We start from the raw sequence: 23389 nt of genomic DNA on the forward strand, positions 1-23389 counted from the left end.
ATTTAAGTGTTCCACAAGGATTCAGTCATAGAAAAATCACATTTTTTCGGTAAACTAAACTTAAAAATTGATACTAGGTAGGGAGGGATCGCGTTTCGACGCGAAATTATGACAAATCATTCATTAGTCAAAGTTGCTGTCACGGCGCTGGTTGCTGGATTATTAGGTGGCGGGATTGCTTACGGCGGTATTAGTTACTTCGGTAATAACAATGTCACCACGTCGTCAACCAGTGTGCCGACTGGCTCCAATAAATCTGGTTCGACTGCGACCACGAACGTTAAAGTTAATGTGAGTTCCCAAGCCACCAAGGTCTTCAAGAATAATAAGGCTGCGGTCGTCTCCGTCATTAACTTACAAAAACAAAGTTCTGCTAGCAATAGTTGGAGTGGGATTTTGGGTGGTGACGATGGGTCATCATCTAGTAGTGATAGCTCCAGTTCCAGCTCGAATTCTTCCAGTAGTAAACTTGAAGAATATAGTGAGGGCTCTGGGTTAATTTATAAAAAGAGTGGCAATGTTGCTTATATCGTCACTAATAATCACGTGGTGAGTGGTTCAAATGCCGTTCGCGTGATTATGAGCGATGGGACTAAGCTCTCCGCAAAGCTGGTTGGGACTGATTCAGTGACCGACTTGGCCGTCTTGAAGATTAATGCTGATAAAGTAACCAAGACCGCAAGTTTTGGTAATTCCGATAATATCGAAGTTGGTGAAAATGCGTTAGCGATTGGATCACCATTAGGGTCTAGTTATGCGACAACACTAACTGAGGGGATTATTTCTGCGAAGAAGCGGACGGTCGCCACGACCAATACATCTGGACAACAGACAGGTTACGCGTCTGTTATTCAGACGGATGCCGCGATTAACCCTGGTAATTCTGGTGGGCCGCTCTTTAACTTAGCAGGCCAAGTCATCGGGATTAATTCGATGAAGTTGTCTTCCGATAGTTCTGGGACGAGCGTTGAAGGGATGGGCTTTGCCATTCCAAGTAACGAAGTCGTTAAGATTATCAATGAATTAGTTAAAAATGGTGAAGTTGTCCGGCCAGCGTTAGGCGTGGCAACGTACAATGTATCAAGCATCCAAGCTAGTGATCGTAAATCTGTCTTGAAATTGCCAACTAATGTGACTAATGGGGTCGTTATTATGAAGACCTACACTGGGTCACCGGCGAAAACCGCAGGACTAACGAAGTATGATGTGATTACGAAGTTAGGTAATACCAAGGTTACTAGTCTGGCAACACTGCGGACGGCGTTATACGAACATAGCGTCAATGATACGGTTGCTGTGACGTACTATCATGAAGGTAAGCTAAAAACGACCAACATGAAGTTAACGGAAACGACCAAAACGTTGAATAAACAAGCCAATTAAATGAAGTAGTTTTCATAAGCGTCCTGCAACGGTAATTGCGTTGCGGGGCGTTTTTTTGTAGTTTTGAGCTGACCGATTGAAAAAGCGAACGAATGAGTTTCAAAACAGGGCGTTAGGTCTTAAGCTTGGTAGTCTGAGGATGGCAAAACCGAACAAATTCAGCTCAAGCGCAGTGAACCATTTATAACTCGAATGGGTGGGAGTGCAAAACGGTGGATAACTTCGGGGATAACTTTTAAGGTTAGGTGGGACAATTTATTAACAAGCGTTAAATCGGCAATTCGGGCGGTTGAAAAGTTATCCACAAGTGGGGTGCGGGGCTGTGGACTAAATTTAAAAAATATATTTTAAATTGCGGCAATTGTTGATATAATAGGTTTTGTAACCGTCGTCTGCGAACAAACGTTGCTGTGGAAAACTGTGGATAAGTCGGAGGCCCCTTGACAAAAGCGGGTGAAATAAATGTTGTGGCAAACGTATGTTCAACACAATATATAGATAAATTAGTTATACCCCTGTGGATAACTTTGTTAATAACTTGTGTAAAGGTGGTTAATTATGAACATCAAAATTATCTGTGTCGGTAAATTAAAGGAAAAATACTTCAAACAGGGCATTGCGGAATATGCCAAACGGATGAGTAAATTCGCTAAATTCCAAATTGTGGAGGTCCCGGATGAAAAGGCTCCTGAGTCATTAAGTAACGCAGAGATGGAAAATGTGATGGCAAAAGAAGGGCAACGAATTCTCGACAAGATTAAAGATCGCGATTATGTGTACGCATTAGCCATTTTAGGTAAAGAGCGCTCCAGCGAAGAATTCGCAACGGAAATCGATAAGTTAACGACGTATGGCCATAGCGATATTGATTTTGTGATTGGTGGTTCATTAGGCTTGGCACCAGAAGTTTTGCAGCGGGCCGATACCCAAATTTCGTTTGGCCGTTTTACGTTACCACATCAGTTGATGCGGTTAGTGTTGACAGAGCAAGTATATCGGGCATTTATGATTAACGTCGGTAGTCCTTATCATAAGTGATAGGTAGTATGGGGTGTTTTGTGTTTTAATGAGAATTGGTTGTGCTGGTATTTTCAGAGTACAAAGTTGTGACTAGTTACTATGCAGTAGGTTGGTTTTAAGATGAGCCATTTTTTATGGACAATTTAAAACCAAGTTAATGTAAATCAAGGTTTTTAAGAATTAGGAACGTTGCTATATCAAGGATTTTTTAGTGTATTCCCCACGCATGTGGGGGTGATCCCTCGTATAGCCCATTCATTTGCTCTTCAACGCTGTATTCCCCACGCATGTGGGGGTGATCCTTTGACTGACCCATCCGTCCCATTTATGATTAGGTATTCCCCACGCATGTGGGGGTGATCCAAGGGACCGCACTAAAAACCTGTGATATCAGTAGGTATTCCCCACGCATGTGGGGGTGATCCCTAACCGTCCTAAATATGTGGTCGACTGGGTCTGTATTCCCCACGCATGTGGGGGTGATCCTTACTTGCTTACTACTTATATACTACTACCCCTGTATTCCCCACGCATGTGGGGGTGATCCCGTCAGAATTAAGTTCATCCGTAATCTCCACTGGTATTCCCCACGCATGTGGGGGTGATCCCCTTATACCTATACTACTACTGTTACTACTAGGGTATTCCCCACGCATGTGGGGGTGATCCTAAGTATCTGCCAACTTTTTTGACTGAAAAACCGTATTCCCCACGCATGTGGGGGTGATCCTATAGAAGCTTCTAGTGAGTTAGCCAGCTCATCGTATTCCCCACGCATGTGGGGGTGATCCATTACACTGACGTCAAAACACGAACCGCATTTAGTATTCCCCACGCATGTGGGGGTGATCCTCACACCACGTGCTTTTAACATTTTGTGAAATTGTATTCCCCACGCATGTGGGGGTGATCCTTTAACCTACAGAGCCCGGCCATGGACGGAATGTATTCCCCACGCATGTGGGGGTGATCCCCTTAAGGACGACTACCTTTATCTAAGCCTAAAGTATTCCCCACGCATGTGGGGGTGATCCTTGCAGTTCCCGTCTTCGTCTCGCTCAATCAAAGTATTCCCCACGCATGTGGGGGTGATCCCGATGTACAATAACATAAAAAGGGGGCAAACACGATGATAACTTTAGCAAACGAAACGATTAAAACTAGTTATGCTAGAAAGCAACAGCGATCCGATAAATTTGTTGATCAACTCGTAGAACACGAAATAATCATATATATATTATATGGACTAATAACCTTTATCCAATTTTTTTTCTGGGTATCGTTTAACGGAACCTGGTTTGCAGAACACTATGCAATATTTGTGCTAATTTATATCGGCACATTCTTATTCAGACGCACTGCAATCAAAGAACAGCTAGTTTTCAAAAATCCTTTTAAAGCCAGTTTGTTTTTAGTAACAGACATTATTTTAACGTTAACACTTACCCCAATTGTATTTTTCCGAAGCATCCCATGGGCTGTAAGAACAATAATAAATTTACCAAAATATCAAAAATGATGTACATGATTTTATCATGTACATCATTTTTTTTATCGTGTACATAATAAGCCACGCATTCCTTAAAAATTAACGTTTTTATCTTATTTAGCATGGACATGAAAATTTAAAATCATGACAATCATCCAACGATTTAGTATGAATAATTTTCAATACATACACATACCATATTCAGTAAGAATTCCTATTCAAAGATAATTACATAACACATTGAAATTCGTGGCTACACTGGGTCTACAAAATACTTACAAATATTGTTCGTGTTTAAAAAGACTATTAAAACGGCATTCAGAGCGGAAAAGTTCTAAGTCAGTCCAGACTACTTTGTTGCCAAAAAAGAGAATAGTGGCTACAAATCGATAGCATACGCAAAAACAAATTGGCTCAAAAATGAATGTGAAATCACTTCCTGGAATTAAATTTTCTGAAATAATGAACATTTATTTGAATATTGTGCTTTATCCATAATGAAATCCAATTAATATGACTACAATAGACACATAGTAGCCATATAGGAAAAATTAAAACAATCAGCTAATATCGCTACTAATTAAGGCTTTTAACCTGATTTCTATTTAGATAAAAAAATATGTAGCCACTTGTAGCCATCTGTAGCCACAGCCGCTTAATCCCATATAATCAGTGTTTAAGAGCTTAAATACTATATTAATTCTATTAAAAATTAAAAATAAACTCTTAATATCTATTAAATAAATAGTCGAACAAAATTATTTATTAGACGCTTTTGATAATTATGTCTATAAGTATCAATGATATAGAGAACTGTTTACACAAACTAAAAAGTTTATGACAAACATAAATACCCGAACAATCAAACAAAACACTCACACACAATTTTTGTGACTTGTTTTTTTAATACTTTTATTTTTTGTACTAGATTAATTTTTTCGAATGGTAGTTCCCTAACTACTAATTTGGTGTTAATCGTCATAACACATTTTTCAAAAAATATTTGAGTTGCATTAAGGTAAAGTGAATTACCGACTAACTTTTTGACTCAATCAAATTATTAGCTTTTAATTCCTTATCATATTTGCTAATATTGATATGTTCCCCATACATGGGGGTGATCCAATGATTAGGAAGGTCTGATCAGTGTTCCCTACAGATGTGGGGGTGAATTATGAGGGTTAAAGTGGGGGCACTAATGAATACGGTTACAAAAGTTTGCCTTAAGGTTGAATCGTTTAAGCAAACAAAGGAGGAGCGTGGTTATGAAACTATCTAAACAAGCCGGCGCTTTATGGGCCAAAAAGCAATCGAAAGACGGTCAACAAGCGTGGCTACCACTGATCGTACATTTAATTGATACTAAAAATACCATTAACTGGTTATTTAATCATTGGCTGAGTGCTGGTCAACGGCAGTTATTGCAGGGGACATTATCCGAGGCGGAAGCGCAGCAGCTGGTTGAACTAGTGGGCTTTATCCATGATATTGGAAAAGCCACCCCTGCTTTTCAAACTAAAAAGTCGTATGACCGCGATGACGAATTGGATGACCAGTTAAAGGCACAGTTAGCGTACAGCGGGTTTCTTGATTTAGATAAGTTATGCTTGGCATCACCGAATAAGTCGCTGCATGCTCGCGCAGGTGAAGTGATTGTTGATGAGCTTGGGCTACCAACCGCAATTGGCGCAATTATTGGTGGTCATCATGGCAAGCCAGAAAGTAGTCGGCCATTTGAACAATTGGAAGCTTATACAGCCAATTATTTTCAAAGTGATAATGACCCTGAATTACAGGCCCCCTGGCGGCAGGTTCAAAAAGACTTATTTGACACGGGGCTAGCATCGGCAGGTTATCACTCAGCAACTGAAGTGCCCACGATTAAGCAACCGCAGGCGGTTATCTTAGAGGGGGTACTCATCATGGCTGATTGGTTAGCCTCTAGTGAGTATTTAGATTACGAGCAAACCATACCACTCTTTCCGCTAATTCCGCTAAATCAGTCTTGGCAATCAATCAATCTAACCACGCGGTTTCAAGCCGCTATCAGTGCTTGGGACCTGAGTGACGAGTGGGACCCACAGCGTGTTCAGCTAGAGCATGCTTATCAACAACGGTGGGGTTATGAGCCGCGGCCGGTTCAAAAAGTGATGACTGCGGCAATCGGTGCACTCACTGATCCCGGGATGGTTATTGTGGAGGCACCCATGGGATTGGGAAAGACTGAAATTGCCCTAATTGCGGCTGAAGAGCTGGCGTATAGAACGGGTAGTGATGGGGTTTTTATCGGGTTACCTACGCAAGCGACCACCAATGCCATGTTTGAGCGGGTCGACGATTGGTTACGCTTTTTAGCGCAACAGCAAGATAAAAATTTGGCTATTAAGTTAATGCACAGTAAATCGCAATTCAATCAAACCTATCGAGAATTGCCCCATGCAGCGAATATTTATATGGCCGAAGACGATGCGGGTGCAGTGGTGGTTAATGATTGGTTTGCTGGGAAAAAGTCTATTTTAACGAAGTTTACGGTTGGGACGATTGATAATCTATTACTGATGGGACTGAAACAAAAGCATTTATTCCTGCGTCATTTAGGTTTCAGCGGCAAGGTTGTTATTATTGATGAAGTCCACGCCTATGACATTTATATGGATCAGTACCTCTATAAAGCCATCAGTTGGTTAGGTGCCTACCATGTGCCAATTGTGATTTTGTCAGCGACGTTACCAAAAGCCAAACGAAAAGCGTTATTAGAGGCGTATTTGGTTGGCAAATATGGTCGCAAATATAAAAAACAATTAGTTGCACCAGCAAACTGGGCCGAAACGCAAGCGTATCCGTTGTTAAGTATGCTGGATGGTTGTGAAATCAAACAAGTTGAAGACTTTCCAGGTCAGAGTGACCAACCGCCGATGAAGGTACAAGTCAAACAGTTAATTGGCTCGGATGAGGAACTGATGTCACAAGTGACGGCCAAGATAGCGGCTGGTGGCGTTGCCGGGGTGATTGTTAATACCGTAAAACGTGCGCAAACATTGGCGCAGTTAGTTCCGGCGGATATTAAATTAATGGTTTTACATTCGGCTTTTTTAGCAACGGATCGAACAGCGCAGGAAACGGCTTTACAGGCGGCGATTGGGAAGCAGGGTGACCGGCCGACTAAATTAATCGTGATTGGGACCCAAGTGCTAGAGCAGTCTTTGGACATTGATTTCGATGTTTTATACACGGATATTGCACCGATGGATCTTATTTTACAACGGGTTGGGCGGCTACATCGTCATCAAATTGAGCGCCCACAGGCCTTGAAAGTGCCGCAAGTATTTATTATGGGGATTCAAGACCAAAATGATTATGGCGCTGGGAATGAAGCAGTTTATGGCAAGTATTTGCTGATGAAAACCGCGCATTTTCTGAAAAACACGCTGACGTTACCAACTGATATTTCACCATTGGTTCAGCAAGTTTATGATTCGCAAACGGATGGTGAAGTTGCTGATATTGAGACCGCTAAGCAAAAATTTGATACTGATTTGGCACAAGAAAGTAAAAAGGCAAATGTCTTTCAAATTGCTAAGCCTAACCTTAGAGCTGAAGCCACAATCCATGATTGGTTAGGGCGTAATCTGGGTCGTGTTGATCAAGATGAGCAAAAGGCTAGTGCGGCGGTGCGCGATATTAAGGAAACTTTGGAAGTTATTTTGGTGCAGCAGACAAGTGCCGGTAAGTTCTTGTTAGATGGGCGACCGCTAGACAGTGTGCCGGAACAAGTCATTGCGCAACAGGTCATCCGATTGCCAAACGCAGTAACGCCACGGATTGATCAGGCTATTCAAACCTTAGAAACGTTAACTAGTCACTACTTTTTAGGCTGGCAAAATAACGTCTGGCTGAAAGGGGCTTTGGCACTACCATTGGATCAAAATTTAGCAACCGATTTTGAGGGCTGGCACTTATCGTATACGCCAACTCTGGGTCTGAGCTATATAAAGGAGGATGAGCATGAATAAGCAAACGTTTAATTTAACTACGGCGCCATGGATTAAAGTCATTGAAAGGCAGACTAATCAAACACGAACGGTTTCTTTGATTGATTTATTTGAACATGCCCAAGATTACCGGCAATTAGCCGGCGAGATGCATGCCCAAGATTTGGCAATCTTACGTTTTTTACTCGCAATATTAACCACCGTGTATTCACGATTTGATGCCGATGATGAGCAATATGATTGGTTAGTACCCGGTCCAGATTCGGCGCAATCATTAGTGGTCGATGAAGAGGCAGATGGGCCTGATATTCAGGAAGACTTGTTAGGCACCTGGCGACAACTCAATCAATCTGGTCATTTTTCCGCTGCAGTTACGACATATTTAAAACAACAAACTAAACGGTTTGACTTTTTTGGGGAACGGCCTTTTTATCAAGTAACAACGAAAGATTATGATGCCTTAGTCCCTAAAAACAAGCAGATTGCGGCGGGAAAAGGGCAGGTTGCGCTTAAACAACTGAATCGCCGCATTTCGGAAAGTAACAATACACCAGCCCTTTTTTCACCAAAGGCGGGGGAAACTAAGAATGAATTAGCATTGGATGAATTAGTCCGTTGGGTTATGACCTATCAGAATTTTACTGGGGTAACGGATAAAACCAAAGTCGTAACTGATGAAAAGTTTTCTAATTCAGCAGGATGGCCTTATCGGCTTAATCCGGTTTTTGCCAAAGGAACGTCCCTGTTTGAAACGTTAATGTTGAATTTAATCTTAGTTAATAAACGGGATGAAATGGCCCCATATACGTTACAAAGACCAGTGTGGGAGTACCCGACAGTCAGTGCCTATATTGATGAACGAAAGCAACAGCTGCAGCCAGATAATTTAGCCGCGCTGTATACTACTTGGTCCAGAATCCTACATATTGAGTGGGATGCAGCTGGACAGCCGACTATTTTTAGTGCGGGAATTCCAATCTTTGCCGCCGATAATGCCTTAATTGAACCGATGACAACTTGGCGATTGGATAAGAAAACCAATGATTATCGGCCGGCGGTTAAGGGATTACGATCATTAGGGATTGCGATGTGGCGTAATTTTGGTCAGTATGTCAAAGTCAGACAAGCGGATGATAGTCATGAACCGGGGATTGTAATTTGGCTACGGACGCTAAAAGAAAAAGAGATAATTTCTCATAATAAACCGTTGATTCTGAATTCGGTAGCTTTAATTAGTGATGGGAATGCAACCTCGCAGGCACCGGCAGTTGAAGTGGTCGATGATATGCAACTGCAAGCCGATGTCTTGTTTGATCCAGAAAATGTTGACTATTGGCCGCTGCGAATTGAAGACACGATTGAATTAACCCAAATTATTGGCACTGATTACTATCATTTCGCTAGCGATGTTGGTCGCATTCGTAATTTGGATGTGCGCACATTTGCCAACGGAATGAGTGCTAAATTTTACGAAGCGTTAAACGAACCGTTCAAGGCCTGGTTGGCCGACTTAACGGGAGACGATAATCGTGAAGAAAAAATTAATTTGTGGAAGCAAACCTTGGAGAGCATTGTGGTGCAGGCGGTTGATGAGACGTTACAAATCAGCTCACCACGCGATATTAAAGGTATCAATACGGAACATGGCATTTTAAACATCTTTACCGCAAAGAATCGTCTCATGTACAACTTACGGCAGCATCTCAAGCCACAGAAAGGGTGATTAAAAACTTATGACAGGAAAAATAGCAACAACGACCGCACGGATTATTAAGACGCTTTATCGTAATGGTGAACCCAATAAGGCAGTATTAGCTGATTTAAGAAGTGCTGCTACCGTGACGAGTCAACGTGCTCAAGGGGTTTGGCCAATTATGATGGCGAACTTAGAACGCTATCAACTTAGTCGCGATGGTGTGCCAACTTCAGCCGAAGTTGCGGTATATGCGGCACTACGGTTCTATGCCATACAGCAACAGGGACAAACACAGTTAGTTTATGAATCGGCGGAAAATGGCAATAGACAGGCATTCTTTTCGGCTTTAGCGCAGTTAAGGGCTCAAGAAGAGACCCGGGTGGCATTAGATCGACGGGTACAACCGCTGTTAGCGACGACGAATCCGACCAGTGTGATTAATGGATTGGCCCAATTGGTTAAAATATTAAAGGCTAATGATAGACAGCAAAAAATTGATTATGCTTGGTTAGCACAAGATTTATATGGGCTACAGGCCAGCTATGAGCAAGCTAATCGGGTGCGTTTACGCTGGGGACAACAGTATTTTTGGATTAAGCAAGCAACCACTAAAAACGAAGGAGCACAAAACTAATGACGAGTAAAAATTTATATATTGATTTGAATGTGTTACAAACCGTGCCATCATCAAATATTAACCGTGACGATACTGGGGCACCGAAAACGGCCCTTTATGGTGGTGTCATGCGGGCTCGGGTTTCTTCTCAAAGTTGGAAGCATGCAGTTCGGAAGGAATTTAAAAATGACAATGTTTCGGTTGGAACCCGGACTAAAACGGCGCCGACTTTACTAGCGACTGAGCTACAAAAATGTGATGCAACCTTAGATGATGAAGCAGCCATGAAAAAAGTGACCGAAATTTTTAAAGCCGCTGGCATTAAAATCAATAAAGATGGCGAAACCGGCGCACTCTTATTAATTAGTCATGGTCAACTTAGCAAGTTAGCGCAATATGCCATTGATAATGAAGAGCTAGACAAAAAAGAACTGAAAAAAGTGTTAAAAGGCGATCAGTCATTGGATTTGGCGTTGTTTGGCCGCATGGTGGCAGATAACCCTGAATTGAATGTGGATGCCTCAGCACAGGTGGCCCATGCGATTTCGACCCATGAAGTTGTGCCAGAATATGATTATTTCACGGCACTGGATGATGAACAACAAAAAGATACTGCTGGTGCAGCAATGTTAGGAACTATCGACTTTAACTCAGCAACACTCTATCGTTATGCTAATTTGAACATGACTGAATTAAGCCATAATCTCAATGAAACTGATGCGATTCAGGGGGCCACGGCCTTTATTAAAGATTTCTTGTTGTCAATGCCAAGTGGTAAGCAGAATACATTTGCGAATAAGACGTTGCCTAGTTATGTGATGATTACGTTGCGGACGGACACCCCAGTTAACTTAGTATCGGCCTTTGAAGAACCAGTTACTTCCAGTAAGGGCTATGTTGCACCGTCAATCAAAAAACTTGAAGCTGAATATACAGCTACGCGTCAATTTTTGGCACAACCACTCGAAAATTTAATTTTGAGTAAAACTGAGTCACAGGTTGGAAAACAGGTCACAAACCTCGATGAACTTTTGGCGCAGGTTACCGAGGCTTTATCAAAGGCGGTTCAGGATGAAAACACTAACGATTAAATTAACGGCGCCGTTACAGTCATATGGTAACGAAGCGAGTTTTTCACGGCGTACCACGACGCATTATCCGACCAAAAGTGCTGTGATTGGAATGGTTGCAGCAGCTTTGGGTTATCGGCGATCGGATCAGCGAATTTTAGCACTCAATGATTTGAGTTTTGCAGTCAGGATTGATCAAGCTGCTAAAATACTCACGGATTATCAAACGGTTGAATGGAAAAAGGATACGAGAAAGATTACGTATCGAGACTATCTTCAAGATGCGGTGTTCATGGTCGCACTCGGTAGTCAGCAGAATCAGTTAATTGATGAGATTCAGGATGCTTTACGTCATCCCCATTTTCAATTGTTTTTAGGGCGGCGTTCAAATGCTCCGGCTGGTGTTCTTCAGTTACAGGTGTTCACAGAGACCACTCCGCTTGCGGTATTAGAACAGGTTGCTTGGCAGGCAGCGCCATGGTATCAAAAAAAGAATCAAGTGCGCACGTTAGATATTGTTGCGGATGCTAATTTAATACCAACGGCTCAAGGTGCGATGATTAAAGACCAAGTTGAGTCGTTTGACCAACGTGATCGGCGATATGGCTTTCGAGCGATTGCTAAGACCAGCGTCAGCTTGAACCAGCTAGGTACTCAGGCACATGATATTATGGGATTTCTCTAGAAAGGAGCAAGTATGTATTTATCAAGAGTTGAAATTGATTATAACAATCGGTATAAAATCAAAGATTTAACACATCTTGGGGCCTTTCATAATTGGGTTGAACAGAGTTTTCCAGCTGAATTAGTCGCAGAACAACGGAATCGGCATTTATGGCGGCTTGATGAATTGGCTGGCAGAAAATATTTGTTAGTGTTAAGTGCCGATAAGCCCGATTTAGACTTGCTGGTGAAATACGGTGTGCCTGGAACGGCGATAACGAAATCGTATGATCAATTCTTAGACAAGCTACAAGTGGGGCAGTTGATGCGGTTTCGGCTAACGGCTAATCCCACGCATACCATCAGTCAACCAGGTAAAGCGCAAGGTCGAGTGGTCCCACATATTACGATTGACCAACAACGAAAATGGTTAATGGATCGTGCTGAAAAATCAGGCTTTCAGTTAAGCACGCCAGTGGCAGCTGATGTATCGGACTTACAGGAGTCGCTAACCTTCGATATTGTTAGTCGAGAATGGCCCGTCTTGCATCGCAAAGCTGGTCGGGGTGTCCGCTTGAGTCGGGTGACTTTTGAGGGCGTCTTAAGAATCACTGATGTGGCTGATTTTAAGCAAACCTTGATTAAAGGACTTGGTCGTGAAAAAGCCTTTGGAATGGGCTTAATGACGGTTATCCCGGAGGATTAGCAAATGGCTAAACAAATTGGTGCTAAGCACCCAGAACGCTATGAGTTAGGACGAGTTCGTGATCGAGTTACTTTCTTATACTTGGAACATGCCAAGTTAAATCGTCAAAATAGTGCGATTCAAGTTACAGATCAGCGGGGTGTGGTCTACGTTCCAGCGGCGATAATCAGTGTGCTCATGCTCGGCCCAGGGGTTGACGTGACGCATCGGGCCATGGAACTTATTGGTGAATCTGGTTTGGGTGTTGTTTGGGTTGGTGAATATGGGGTCCGGCAATACGCAGCTGGTCGTTCATTGAATCATTCCTCAACCTTACTTGAGGCACAGGCCAAGTTAGTATCTAATCAACGGTCACGACTCATGGTTGCGCGGCAGATGTATCAGATGCGTTTTCCTAATGATGATGTTTCGGAGCTTACGATGCAAGCATTACGCGGCAAGGAAGGTGCACGTGTGCGTCAAGTTTATTTAGAACAATCTCGTGAAACCGGTGTGGCCTGGGAAAAACGTGAGTACAATCCAGATGATTTTGAGGCTGGTACGCCAATTAACAAAGCATTAACGGCTGCGCATCAGGCTTTATATGGGTTGAGTTATAGTGTGATTGCCGCAATGGGTGCTTCAGCGGGGCTTGGTTTTGTGCATACTGGGCATGACTTGGCCTTTGTTTACGATTTTGCTGATTTATATAAGGCCGAATTTTCGATTCCAACAGCGTTTAGGGTTGCTGCTGAATTTGAAGATGACCCAGACATTGGTAGTCGAACCCGGTTAGCAATGCGTGATACTTTTGTTGACGGTAAATTATTAATTCGCATGGTCAAGGATTTAAAAGCACTTTTAGGCCTGCCAGTAGTTGAAGATGACGTTGGGGTTGTTAATTTGTGGGATGATAAGATGGGACTGCAAAAGTTCGGTGTTCAGTATCATGAACTGCCAGTAGATGAACGCCCATGATTGTGATAACGCTGACTAAAGTGCCAAAGTCGCTGCAAGGGGACCTAACGAAGTGGTATCAGGAGATTCAGACGGGGGTTTATGTGGGCAATGTTAGCGCGCGTATTCGCGACGCATTGTGGGATCGAATTATGCAAAATATTGGTCGTGGTGAAGCAACCATGGTCTATAATGCGAATAATGAATTTGGTTATCAGTTTAAAACAACCCGTCAAGATCGAGCGGTCCTTGATTTTGATGGGGTGCCATTGATGATGCATTTAAATGTTGCGACTGGAAATGTCAAACATGGGTTTAGTGATGCGGCGAAGTTTCATCGTGCTAAGGTGATGACCCGTAAAGTGGCTAATCGAGCACCATTGCCAGCTAAGTTGCCGCCGTTCGTGACGATTGATCTTGAAACGACGGGCTTAGATGCGGCTAAAGATGCAATTATATCAATTGGCGCAGTTAGACGATTAGCAGCGAATCAAGTAGATCATTTTTATCAGTTAATCCAGGTTAAATCAGCAGTACCAAAGAAAATTACGGCCCTAACGCAGCTGACTTCTGAAATATTGAGTGTAAACGGTGTTAGCTTAGCTGCGGGGTTACAAGCATTGCAAGTGTTCGTCGGTGATTTACCAATCGTGGGTTACAATTTACGATTTGATGAGCTCTTTCTGACAACTGGTTTTGAACAAATCGGGCAAGCTGATTTACCTAATCAATGGTTAGATTTACTACCGATGGTAAAAAAGTCGAATAAATTTTTAGATAATTACCGACTAGCAACTGTATTGAGCGAATATGGTATCGAAAATAACACGCCACATAATGCACTATCAGATGCGACGGCAACGTTCAAGTTAGCAGACAAGTTAATTGAAAACAGGGTTTTGAAAATTTAAGAACCGCGGTATAACAGTGATTTTTTAGTATTCCCCACGCATGTGGGGGTGATCCCACATGATTGATCGTAATATTGATCGTAAAGAAGTATTCCCCACGCATGTGGGGGTGATCCTACAGTCAAAAGTAGAGTGACCGGTGCATGGAAGTATTCCCCACGCATGTGGGGGTGATCCCGTATCGGCTGCAATCCCTTTGATATCATATTGGTATTCCCCACGCATGTGGGGGTGATCCTCATATCACATAAAGTTGCTTTGGCAAGAAAATGTATTCCCCACGCATGTGAGGGTGATCCTCAATGGCATTGATGTACTAAAGCAGATTTTTTTGCTCTCGGCGCCCAAAAATCAATTTGTAGACAAAACAGTTAGTTTTTAATACGAGTTAAGTTAAAATTTAAAATGAAAAAAATTTTAAATTCAGATGGAGGTTAATATCATGCCTAAAACAACTAAAGAACAAACTACCTATACCATCAAGATGTCACGCCAAGGACAATTCACGATTCCTGCCGAATTACGTCGCGAATTAAATATTCAAGGAGGCGATGAAATGTTAATCAGAGAAGACAAGAACAGTAATCTTGTACTAGAGAAAAAACCAACTGCTACTGATTGGGAAAACGCAGTCGCCGGGCTTCCAATTGAACGCGTTGTACTCAATGAAGATGGCTCAGTTAATGCTAAAAAATCTCCCTTCTTTGCAAACTGGATGAAAGAGGATGACTACAGTTAATACTGACGCTTTCGCACATCTACGACCACAAAATATTGTATTAATCAACTCACTAATGATGGACTACCCGCACATTTTATTCGACCAGCCTTAGTCATCGCTCTTAAAGAAGACATGGCCATTGTATTTAGACTTACCAGTAAAGACAAATCTCTATATATGAGAGCCGGACTTCACCTTATGAAAAATAGCGAGAAAGCGGACTAACTAAGGCTTTTTTGAAATCAACTATATATCTTTCACAGCATATAACCATTTTTAGGAGAAATTGTTTCACGTGAAACAGCCATACTTTTGCAGGTATGAAAAAACAGGAAATTAATAATTGGTATTATTCTAAAAATTTATAGAGGGTAGTTTACATTTCAGTGCTGTTCATCTAAACTAGAATAAGGCAGATTTTAATAATACATTCCTTATCATGTTAATTTAAACGTTGTGTTTCACACGTCGATTGACGAGTTAAGGATTATTAATGAGTAGCCTGAGTCCAAATACTGATGACTTTAAAAGCTGATCGTACTTGGAGGATTAGAATGGAAGAGACAACAAGATTTTGTTTTAAGTGTGGGGAGAAAATTTCTATTAATGCTGATTTTTGTCCAAAATGTGGCGCAAAACAACCTAATAATCAGGAACAAAATACAGTAACACCACAGCCTGCGGCTACACAAACGGTTAACAATTATCAAGAGCCAGTTCAAGCGAAAGCTGATGAAAAAACTGGTTGGTTAGTATTCTGGGGCTGGGTTTCAGCCGTTATTTCACTTTTTGTTCCAATTATTGGCGTGATTTCAATTGTTTTAGGCGCTATGGTGATTAAAAAGCACCGAACTGTTGCAGGGACGGTTTTAATTGTTTTTGCTATTATTTTTATTATTCTAGGGTTAACCGGATTTTCTGAAGGATTCTTTGGTGCAATTTAAGTTTAAAAATAATTATTAAATATAAAATAGGCCCCTAAGGTTGAACAAAATTAGCCTTAGGGGCCTACTTCACAATTTCTGTTAATTGGTAATGTTATGCAAGCGATGTGGTTTACATATAGCAGCATTAATATGTGATAGAGAAAATTAGTAGGGGTGAATTTTCTTCAATTTACGTCTAACTCAGAAGATGATTCAAATAGATTTATTTTTTTCTAGTTTAGTTTAACCCTAACCCATAGCTTATAATATAAGTTTATTATAGACTAAAGAATGAAGTTGGCGGGTACGCTAAACGATAGCTTAAAAAAATTTTATTTTATGAGAGGATTTTTGCCATGTTTCCTGATGAAGCGAGCTTTAACAAAATGTATGGTGAACCAGAACCAATAAGGATTGCAGACTTTTTTCAAAATTCTCCGGTTATTTTACAAGACGCTACAATCACGCCTTTTTTCACACAGCCACAATATAATGTTATTGATTTTAATAGGTTTATTGACCAAATTGCAGCAAAACATAGTCCAGCTCAGTTACAGCTGGCGTATGCCTTTTTTATGGAGAAAGACGACATACTTGGTCATATTTTACAAGCGGCTGATGATGTCGATGGTCTTAAGCTAACGGAACAGGCAGATGATGATATTGCTTTTAGATTTTTTATTTGTTGGATATTTGCCAAGCGATTAAACATGACAGCAATTATTGATTTGGCAAAGGTATTTCATTTGCTACTAAAATTCATGCTAGACAATCAGTTGCTTAATGCCCAAGCATACGCTGTTGTTCAGCGAATTGGCAATCAAGCTTTAATCGGCGTAGTCAAAGCTCGGCAGGCTGATAATCAGAATTTTAACCAAGAAATGATGTTATTCAGTCAAGGGCGCAAATTAGCTGACGAAATTTTTACTAAACCGAATTATACAATTGATGTCGGTAAGGCAAGAGTAGTCTTAGCTAAAATGGGACAACCGCAACCAGCGATGGCTACCTTTGTACCTCAGAAACCGTTAAAATTAAAAAAATATTTGGATCAGCATCAGTTAGACTTAGAACTGAAGCAAGCCCATCGCTTACTTAATAACTTTCAAATGGCGGTTAAAGATAAATTAGCACTATCAGATTGGACAGTTTATGAATCATGGATTTTACAAATTCATCATAATATGGTGGTGAACTATAATCGACGATTACGACAATGGACACAAGAAAGCTTGCTGGCTTGTCTGATTAACAGCTATCAAGAAAACAGGACGCTTGATGCAACCCCAGCTGTTTTTCGTCTTTTCCAGCTCTATCTATTTTCGATTGAGGATCAAGGCGCCATTCAGAATGGTGAGCGCTTATTTATGGCTTTAGAGAATAGTTACAAGTATTACGTGACTAGTAGTACTAACGCGTTAGCGCACTAGCGTCATGTTTTTAGGTCAAAATGACAATTGAAATCTGATACTCAAAGTGACAATTGTTTCACGTGAAACAATTGTCACTTTGAGTATCAGGTAGTCAATACCGTAAAAGTTCGATTAAAACCATGAGTGATTTTTAAGAAATACCAACCTAATCAATTGCAGTTAATGTTAAAATAATAACTGGATTATGTCATTTTAAATAAAAGGTTGGGGAAATTAACTCATGAAACTTAAGAAACAAGTGTTATTAGCAATTGTCATGATGGTCGGGTTACTGGTTGGAACGGGACTCAACGGGCAAGCAGCGACGACGTATCAACGGTCAAAAATCACTAGCTTTGCGACCAGATGGTATTATTCAACGAATAGAACGGCTAAAGTTTATCAGATTAGTGGGGCTGCTAAAAAGACGAAGTTACGTGCTAACCATGCGTTGAAAAATTATACGCAGACTAACTGGAAAGCAACCAAACAAATGACCCTCAAACGAGGGAAGAAGTCATACCATTACTATTACGTGCAAAATTCGAAACATGGTAAGGTGACGGGCTGGGTGTTAAGCAATAGCTTGAAGTCAGCTTTTGGCCGCTCGCTTAAGACGGGGACTAGTAACGGCATGACCCAATATAAAGTTGATGGGATGAATTTATCTGCTTATTCAACACGGGCTTTTTCGACGGTGAAGATTGGCAATTATATGATGGGCCCCATCAAGTACCAATACATGTCCTCATATAAAAGGCTCGGTAGTTTTCAAACGAATCCTGAAACGTTAGGATTATTACGGCGCACGCGTGACAGTACTAGTCGCTATACGCTTAAAACAAGCATGTATTTGCCAATTGATTATAAGAGTACACCGACTAATCGATTTACCAGCAAGAGTGTGCTTGGTAATCCCCAAAGTGCCACGTTCTCGAAAGATGATCGTTATTTATACGTGATGTATACCGACAATACGAAGGCGAATAATGATAGTCAGCCAGGCTGGGTGATTCGCTATGACTGGAATCGATTAACTAGCTTAGGTGCCTCAAAAGCCGGTCGGATGGATATGTTGCGGCGGGCAACTAATCGGTACTGGCATGGGACAACGACGGCCTTTGATCGGCAAGTTTTAGCCTGTATCAAAGTTGGACCACGGTTTGCAACCGGCCATGCGCAGTCGTTGGCGTTAAATCCAAAAACCAATGAATTGTGGTTTATTAAAGCTTACAAGAATGGGTATCAAGCGACGGCGGAGCGGTTAAATGCGAACACGTTAAAGCCGAATGCCGCTGTGAAATTTCAATTAAAATCTAATGTTCACATGGGAAGTGTTTTAACCTTTGATGATGCTGGCAATGCTTATTTCTGGGCACAAATGAAGACGGCCTGGCCCAAAGCGGGTGTCAATTCGGTTAAGATTTACCAAGGGAAATTAAGCACCAGCAATGTGCATTTTAAACTCGTGATGCAAGGGATTAATAAAGCTCCCGGTCAAGTCTTGCAATCGATGAGCTATAATACGAGCAATCATCGCCTTTACCTAGCATCGGATGAAAGTATTTTCTCGATACCGACAAATCGACTCGGTAAATTGCGAACGAACGATGTGAGTGCCAGCAATTTTAAGGGGAATCGTGAATTTGAAGGTTTAGTCTTTAAACATCGGTCCTCAACAGGTTATGTGCTAACTAATAAAGGACCCGAAATGATGCAAATGATGCGCTAACTTAGTGATTAACACGTTGGAAAGTAAAAATTTCTAGCGTGTTTTTTTAATGACCAGTTTAAAGGGACACATCTTTATGAACACCGTAGTATGATAGTTGAGATGAGTGAAATGAGAAAGGAGTCCTGAACAATGGCAACAGTAGTAGCCGGGATTATTGCCCATGTGGATGCTGGAAAAACGACGCTTTCAGAGGCAATGTTGTATCAAGCGGGGGCGTTACGACAATTAGGTCGGGTTGATAAACGTGATGCCTTTTTGGATTCGGATGAGCTTGAAAAGCAACGAGGCATTACGATTTTTTCGCATCAAGCGAATTTACATTATCGAGAATTAGATCTCACGTTATTGGATACCCCCGGACACGTGGATTTTGCCACGCAAACGGAACAAGTTTTGAGCGTTTTAGATATGGCGATTTTAGTAATTTCAGCCACAGATGGCGTCCAAGGCCATACCCGGACTTTGTGGCGGTTACTGTCACATTATCACGTGCCGACGATTATTTTTGTGAATAAAATGGACGCGCCAGCGACGGATCGTACGGCCATTCTACAACAATTGCAACAAGAATTGGCAGCCGGATGTGTTGATTTTGGAGATAATGACTTAACGACGGCGACTTATGAAACAATGGCCATGCAAAATGACACGGTGTTAGCTGATTATTTGGAGACGGAGCAACTCAGTGATGTCACCGTCCGAAAAATGATTCAACAGCGTGAAGTTTTTCCCTGTTACTTTGGAGCAGCGCTTAAAACGACGGGGGTTACTGACTTACTCACCGGGCTTGATCACTGGACACAGCCGGTGACGTATCCTGAAAAATTTGGCGCACGGGTCTTTAAAATTTCACATGATGCCCAGGGTGAACGGCTGACGTGGCTACGGTTGACGGGCGGGACCTTGGCGACTAAAGCCCTACTTTTAGGTGATCAGAAAGTGAACCAACTGCGCGTTTATAATGGGACTAAATTTAAGAGCTTACCGACTTTATCAGCTGGAATGGTAGGTGTCATTCCAGGCTTGACCGGGACGTATCCGGGACAAGGCTTAGGCACTGAACCAGCTGGGCGGCCGCCGGAAATTCAGCCAGTCTTGAACTACACACTTGATCTTAAAGGCCGTGATAGTCATGAATGTTTGCGGATTTTACGTCAGCTAGCTGATGAAGATCCCCAATTACATGTGGTTTGGTCCGAACAGCTCCAATCAATCCGGTTGCAACTCATGGGTCCGGTTCAACTTGAAATTCTGCAACAATTACTACACGATCGCTTTAATTTGGATGTTGGCTTTGATGAAGGCCAAATTCTTTATAAGGAAACGATTACTCATGCGGTGGAAGGGGTTGGCCATTTTGAACCCTTACGGCACTATGCGGAAGTTCATTTATTATTGGCGCCCACCGCACCTGGTAGTGGATTAACAGTGGCGTCACAATGTGATTTGGAAGTATTAGGTCGCAACTGGCAACATCAAGTTTTGAGTAATCTACAGGCCAAAACTCAGCTCGGGGTATTGACTGGGTCACCGTTAACCGATTTGAAAATTACACTGGTTAGTGGTAAGGCTAGCAATGTCCATTCAGTTGGTGGCGATTTTCGAGAAGCAACCTGGCGCGCGGTTCGGCAAGGTTTGATGATTTTGCAAACCACGGATCAATGTCAATTACTTGAACCGTGGTATCGTTTCAGCTTAGTAATTGGCACCGACCAAGTGGGACGAGCATTGACGGATATTCAACGCATGAGCGGAACGTTTGACCCGCCGGAAGCTGGTCATGATGCAACTTTAACGACAATTACAGGGATGGCGCCAGTGGCCGAAATGCAAGCTTATTCGCAGGTGGTCCAAGCGTATACGCATGGTCAAGGACAACTGGACTGTGTCGTTGATGGCTATCGCCCTTGTCATAATGCTGCCGCAGTTATTGCAGACATGGCTTATCAACCAGTGGCGGATTTAGAAAATACACCAGATTCAGTTTTCTGTACGCATGGTGCTGGCTATCCTGTCTCTTGGGATGCGGTGCCGGCAATGGCACACGTGCCTTATACTTATACAGCCACTGATTTAGAAAAATTGAGCTAACTAAAAGCGTGGGACAACTTGATTTTTGTCCTACGCTTTTTAACTTATCCGACTTAGACTTCAGCCTCATTTTCTTCGTTTAATTTATCGCAATCAATAATTAACTGGCAAACTTCTTTAGCTGGTGTTAATTTCATGGAGTATTTGCGACCATATTCAATCATGGTATGGTGCGCTTGATGCAATTCCGCTGGTGCTAGTACCCCGACAATCTTATTTTCGACCTGCAAAGGTGAGGCGGATTGATCGACAAAGTACAAGCGTTTGGCGATAGCTGAAACATGGGTATCCACTGCGAAGGTAGGTTGTTCAAAGACGTCGCTCAAAACGACATTAGCGGTTTTTCGGCCGGCGCCGGGTAACGCCATCAGGTCTTTGCGGGTGGTTGGGACGACGTCATGCAAGTCTTCGTGTACGATTCGCGCTGTTTTGATAATGTTTTTGGCTTTATTACGAAACAAGCCCACACTTCTGATGATGTCTTCAACGGCGGTGACATCCGCTACCATTAAGTCCTTTGGGGTTGGGTAAGCCGCAAACAAACGCGGTGTTACCTTGTTAACGGAAACGTCCGTCGCTTGAGCGCTTAAAATTACGGATATCAGGTATTGAAACGGGGTACGCGAATCTAATGATGGTCCCACTGGTCCAATCTCAGCTTCCATTTGATGAATTGCCCAAACAATCTGGTGGTCTTTTAACATATTAATCCCCACTTCTTTCCACTTTTGATGGTCCTACTATCTGTTATCATACAATCTTTAATGAGTTAAGGCTATAATTATCTAAGTGTGAAAATTTAAATAAAAATCAGCTAACTGAACAAATGCGATTTGGCTATCATAACTAGACCAGTCGTGGATTTAAGTTACTGGTTATAGTTGCTTAAAATTAGTTAGTTGCCTTAAAGTTTACTTTAAGGGGTACACTTAATTATATTAATAAGTTGAGGAGTGATTAATGATGAAAACAGCAGTATTTATTGAACCTGGTAAAATGGTGGCACAAGATTTACCTAAAGCGACGATTAAAGCGCCAACAGATGCCGTCTTAAAGGTGGTCCGGGCCTGTGTCTGTGGTTCCGACCTTTGGTGGTATCGGGGCCTGGCCAAGCGACCAGCTAATAGTCCCGCCGGCCACGAAGCGATTGGGATTGTTGAAAGTGTTGGGGCTGAAGTGACGAATGTGCAACCTGGTGATTTTGTGATTGCACCATTTACCCATGGTTGTGGACATTGTGCTGCTTGTCTAGCTGGTTTTGATGGTGATTGCCAAAATAATACCGATTCAGAAGTTGTCGGTTACCAAGGTGAATATTTACGGTTTACGAACGCTAATTGGGCTTTAGTCAAGATTCCCGGCCAACCCGCTGATTATACTGATGACCAATTAAATGATTTATTAACGTTATCCGATGTGATGGCGACGGGTTATCATGCGGCTATTAGTGCGGAAGTTAAGGCTGGTGATACCGTAGTCGTTATGGGTGATGGTGCCGTTGGCTTATGTGGGGTGATTGCGGCTAAATTATTGGGTGCTAAGCGGATTATTGCGATGAGCCGGCATGCTGATCGTCAACAATTAGCGCAAGAATTTGGCGCGACTGATATTGTTGCCGAACGCGGAACTGACGCAGTTGACCGGGTCATGGCGTTAACTGCTGGTGCCGGCGCTGATGCTGTTTTGGAATGTGTTGGAACGGCGCAATCAGTTGATACGGCAGTCAAAGTGGGCCGAGCCGGCGCAGTTGTTGGTCGTGTTGGGGTACCACAAAAAGCTGAGATGAATACGAATAACCTTTTTTGGAAAAATATCGGCTTACGTGGTGGGATTGCCGCAGTAACGACCGCTGATCGGCAAGTCTTATTAGACGCTGTTTTAAAGGGCGCCATTCATCCGGGCAAGGTCTTTACACAACGCTTTGATTTAGACCATATTCAAGACGCTTATACAGCGATGGACCAACGAACGGCCATTAAATCATTGTTAGTGATTAGTGACTAATTGAATTATCTCATCAAA

18 protein-coding genes and 2 CRISPR repeat arrays are annotated in these 23389 nt (G+C 42.2%); of the genes, 17 read left to right on the forward strand and 1 reads right to left on the reverse strand.

Annotation, left to right across the window (positions count from 1 at the left end):
* The first annotated feature begins 108 nt into the window (after window positions 1–108).
* The 16 genes from C5Z25_RS07085 (at window position 109) to C5Z25_RS07160 (ending at window position 21367) form a co-directional block, all read left to right on the forward strand.
* Window positions 109–1383 (forward strand): S1C family serine protease, encoded by a 1275-nt coding sequence (locus tag C5Z25_RS07085; protein WP_105451993.1) that lies wholly within the window; start codon window positions 109–111, stop codon window positions 1381–1383.
* Between the two features lie 558 nt (window positions 1384–1941).
* Window positions 1942–2421, forward strand: coding sequence for a 23S rRNA (pseudouridine(1915)-N(3))-methyltransferase RlmH (gene rlmH, locus C5Z25_RS07090; RefSeq protein ID WP_105451994.1), 480 nt, complete (start codon window positions 1942–1944; stop codon window positions 2419–2421).
* 195 nt (window positions 2422–2616) lie between these two features.
* Window positions 2617–3498: direct repeats of the CRISPR family, unit length 28 nt; unit sequence GTATTCCCCACGCATGTGGGGGTGATCC.
* Window positions 3499–3532: 34 nt separating this feature from the next.
* Window positions 3533–3922: a hypothetical protein gene (locus C5Z25_RS07095; RefSeq protein ID WP_105451995.1), complete on the forward strand. Its 390-nt coding sequence runs from the start codon at window positions 3533–3535 to the stop codon at window positions 3920–3922.
* Between the two features lie 1235 nt (window positions 3923–5157).
* On the forward strand, window positions 5158–7905 hold the full coding sequence (locus C5Z25_RS07100; RefSeq protein WP_105451996.1) for a CRISPR-associated helicase/endonuclease Cas3: 2748 nt from the start codon (window positions 5158–5160) through the stop codon (window positions 7903–7905).
* Window positions 7898–9607 (forward strand): type I-E CRISPR-associated protein Cse1/CasA, encoded by a 1710-nt coding sequence (locus C5Z25_RS07105; protein WP_105451997.1) that lies wholly within the window; start codon window positions 7898–7900, stop codon window positions 9605–9607. Before C5Z25_RS07100 ends, C5Z25_RS07105 begins: the two co-directional genes overlap by 8 nt.
* 10 nt (window positions 9608–9617) lie before the next feature.
* Window positions 9618–10214 carry a type I-E CRISPR-associated protein Cse2/CasB gene (casB, locus tag C5Z25_RS07110; protein WP_105451998.1) on the forward strand — a complete coding sequence of 199 codons (597 nt, stop codon included), beginning with the start codon at window positions 9618–9620 and terminating at the stop codon, window positions 10212–10214.
* On the forward strand, window positions 10214–11287 hold the full coding sequence (cas7e, locus tag C5Z25_RS07115; protein WP_105451999.1) for a type I-E CRISPR-associated protein Cas7/Cse4/CasC: 1074 nt from the start codon (window positions 10214–10216) through the stop codon (window positions 11285–11287). Before casB ends, cas7e begins: the two co-directional genes overlap by 1 nt.
* Window positions 11268–11951, forward strand: coding sequence for a type I-E CRISPR-associated protein Cas5/CasD (gene cas5e / locus C5Z25_RS07120; RefSeq protein WP_105452000.1), 684 nt, complete (start codon window positions 11268–11270; stop codon window positions 11949–11951). The genes cas7e and cas5e overlap by 20 nt, the downstream gene beginning before the upstream one ends.
* 12 nt (window positions 11952–11963) lie before the next feature.
* Window positions 11964–12635 (forward strand): type I-E CRISPR-associated protein Cas6/Cse3/CasE, encoded by a 672-nt coding sequence (gene cas6e, locus C5Z25_RS07125; protein WP_105452001.1) that lies wholly within the window; start codon window positions 11964–11966, stop codon window positions 12633–12635.
* Between the two features lie 3 nt (window positions 12636–12638).
* Entirely contained in the window at window positions 12639–13592 is a 954-nt protein-coding gene (gene cas1e / locus C5Z25_RS07130) for a type I-E CRISPR-associated endonuclease Cas1e (RefSeq protein WP_105452002.1), read from the forward strand.
* Window positions 13589–14482 (forward strand): type I-E CRISPR-associated endoribonuclease Cas2e, encoded by an 894-nt coding sequence (gene cas2e, locus C5Z25_RS07135; protein ID WP_105452003.1) that lies wholly within the window; start codon window positions 13589–13591, stop codon window positions 14480–14482. Before cas1e ends, cas2e begins: the two co-directional genes overlap by 4 nt.
* A 27-nt stretch (window positions 14483–14509) precedes the next feature.
* A CRISPR array of direct repeats spans window positions 14510–14781; the repeat unit is 28 nt; unit sequence GTATTCCCCACGCATGTGGGGGTGATCC.
* Window positions 14782–14924: 143 nt separating this feature from the next.
* Window positions 14925–15221 carry an AbrB/MazE/SpoVT family DNA-binding domain-containing protein gene (locus tag C5Z25_RS07140; RefSeq protein ID WP_158682924.1) on the forward strand — a complete coding sequence of 99 codons (297 nt, stop codon included), beginning with the start codon at window positions 14925–14927 and terminating at the stop codon, window positions 15219–15221.
* 536 nt (window positions 15222–15757) lie between these two features.
* The gene (locus C5Z25_RS07145) at window positions 15758–16147 is read left to right on the forward strand and encodes a zinc-ribbon domain-containing protein (RefSeq protein ID WP_158682925.1); all 390 of its coding nucleotides are present in this window, start codon (window positions 15758–15760) and stop codon (window positions 16145–16147) included.
* A 338-nt stretch (window positions 16148–16485) separates the two neighbouring features.
* Window positions 16486–17559 (forward strand): hypothetical protein, encoded by a 1074-nt coding sequence (locus tag C5Z25_RS07150; RefSeq protein WP_105452006.1) that lies wholly within the window; start codon window positions 16486–16488, stop codon window positions 17557–17559.
* Window positions 17560–17782: 223 nt separating this feature from the next.
* Window positions 17783–19273 (forward strand): hypothetical protein, encoded by a 1491-nt coding sequence (locus C5Z25_RS07155; protein WP_105452007.1) that lies wholly within the window; start codon window positions 17783–17785, stop codon window positions 19271–19273.
* Between the two features lie 132 nt (window positions 19274–19405).
* A complete protein-coding gene (locus C5Z25_RS07160; RefSeq protein ID WP_105452008.1) occupies window positions 19406–21367 on the forward strand; it encodes an elongation factor G in 1962 nt (653 codons plus the stop codon).
* Between the two features lie 53 nt (window positions 21368–21420).
* Here C5Z25_RS07160 and C5Z25_RS07165 read toward each other — a convergent pair whose 3' ends face one another.
* Window positions 21421–22071 (reverse strand): endonuclease III domain-containing protein, encoded by a 651-nt coding sequence (locus C5Z25_RS07165; protein ID WP_105452009.1) that lies wholly within the window; start codon window positions 22069–22071, stop codon window positions 21421–21423.
* 259 nt (window positions 22072–22330) lie between these two features.
* On the opposite strand from C5Z25_RS07165, the gene C5Z25_RS07170 reads away from it, so the two are divergent.
* Window positions 22331–23371 (forward strand): zinc-dependent alcohol dehydrogenase family protein, encoded by a 1041-nt coding sequence (locus C5Z25_RS07170; RefSeq protein WP_105452010.1) that lies wholly within the window; start codon window positions 22331–22333, stop codon window positions 23369–23371.
* Window positions 23372–23389: the final 18 nt, after the last annotated feature.

It is taken from the genome of Lactobacillus sp. CBA3605, assembly GCF_002970915.1.
In the GTDB taxonomy this organism is placed as follows: Bacteria; Bacillota; Bacilli; order Lactobacillales; family Lactobacillaceae; genus Lactiplantibacillus.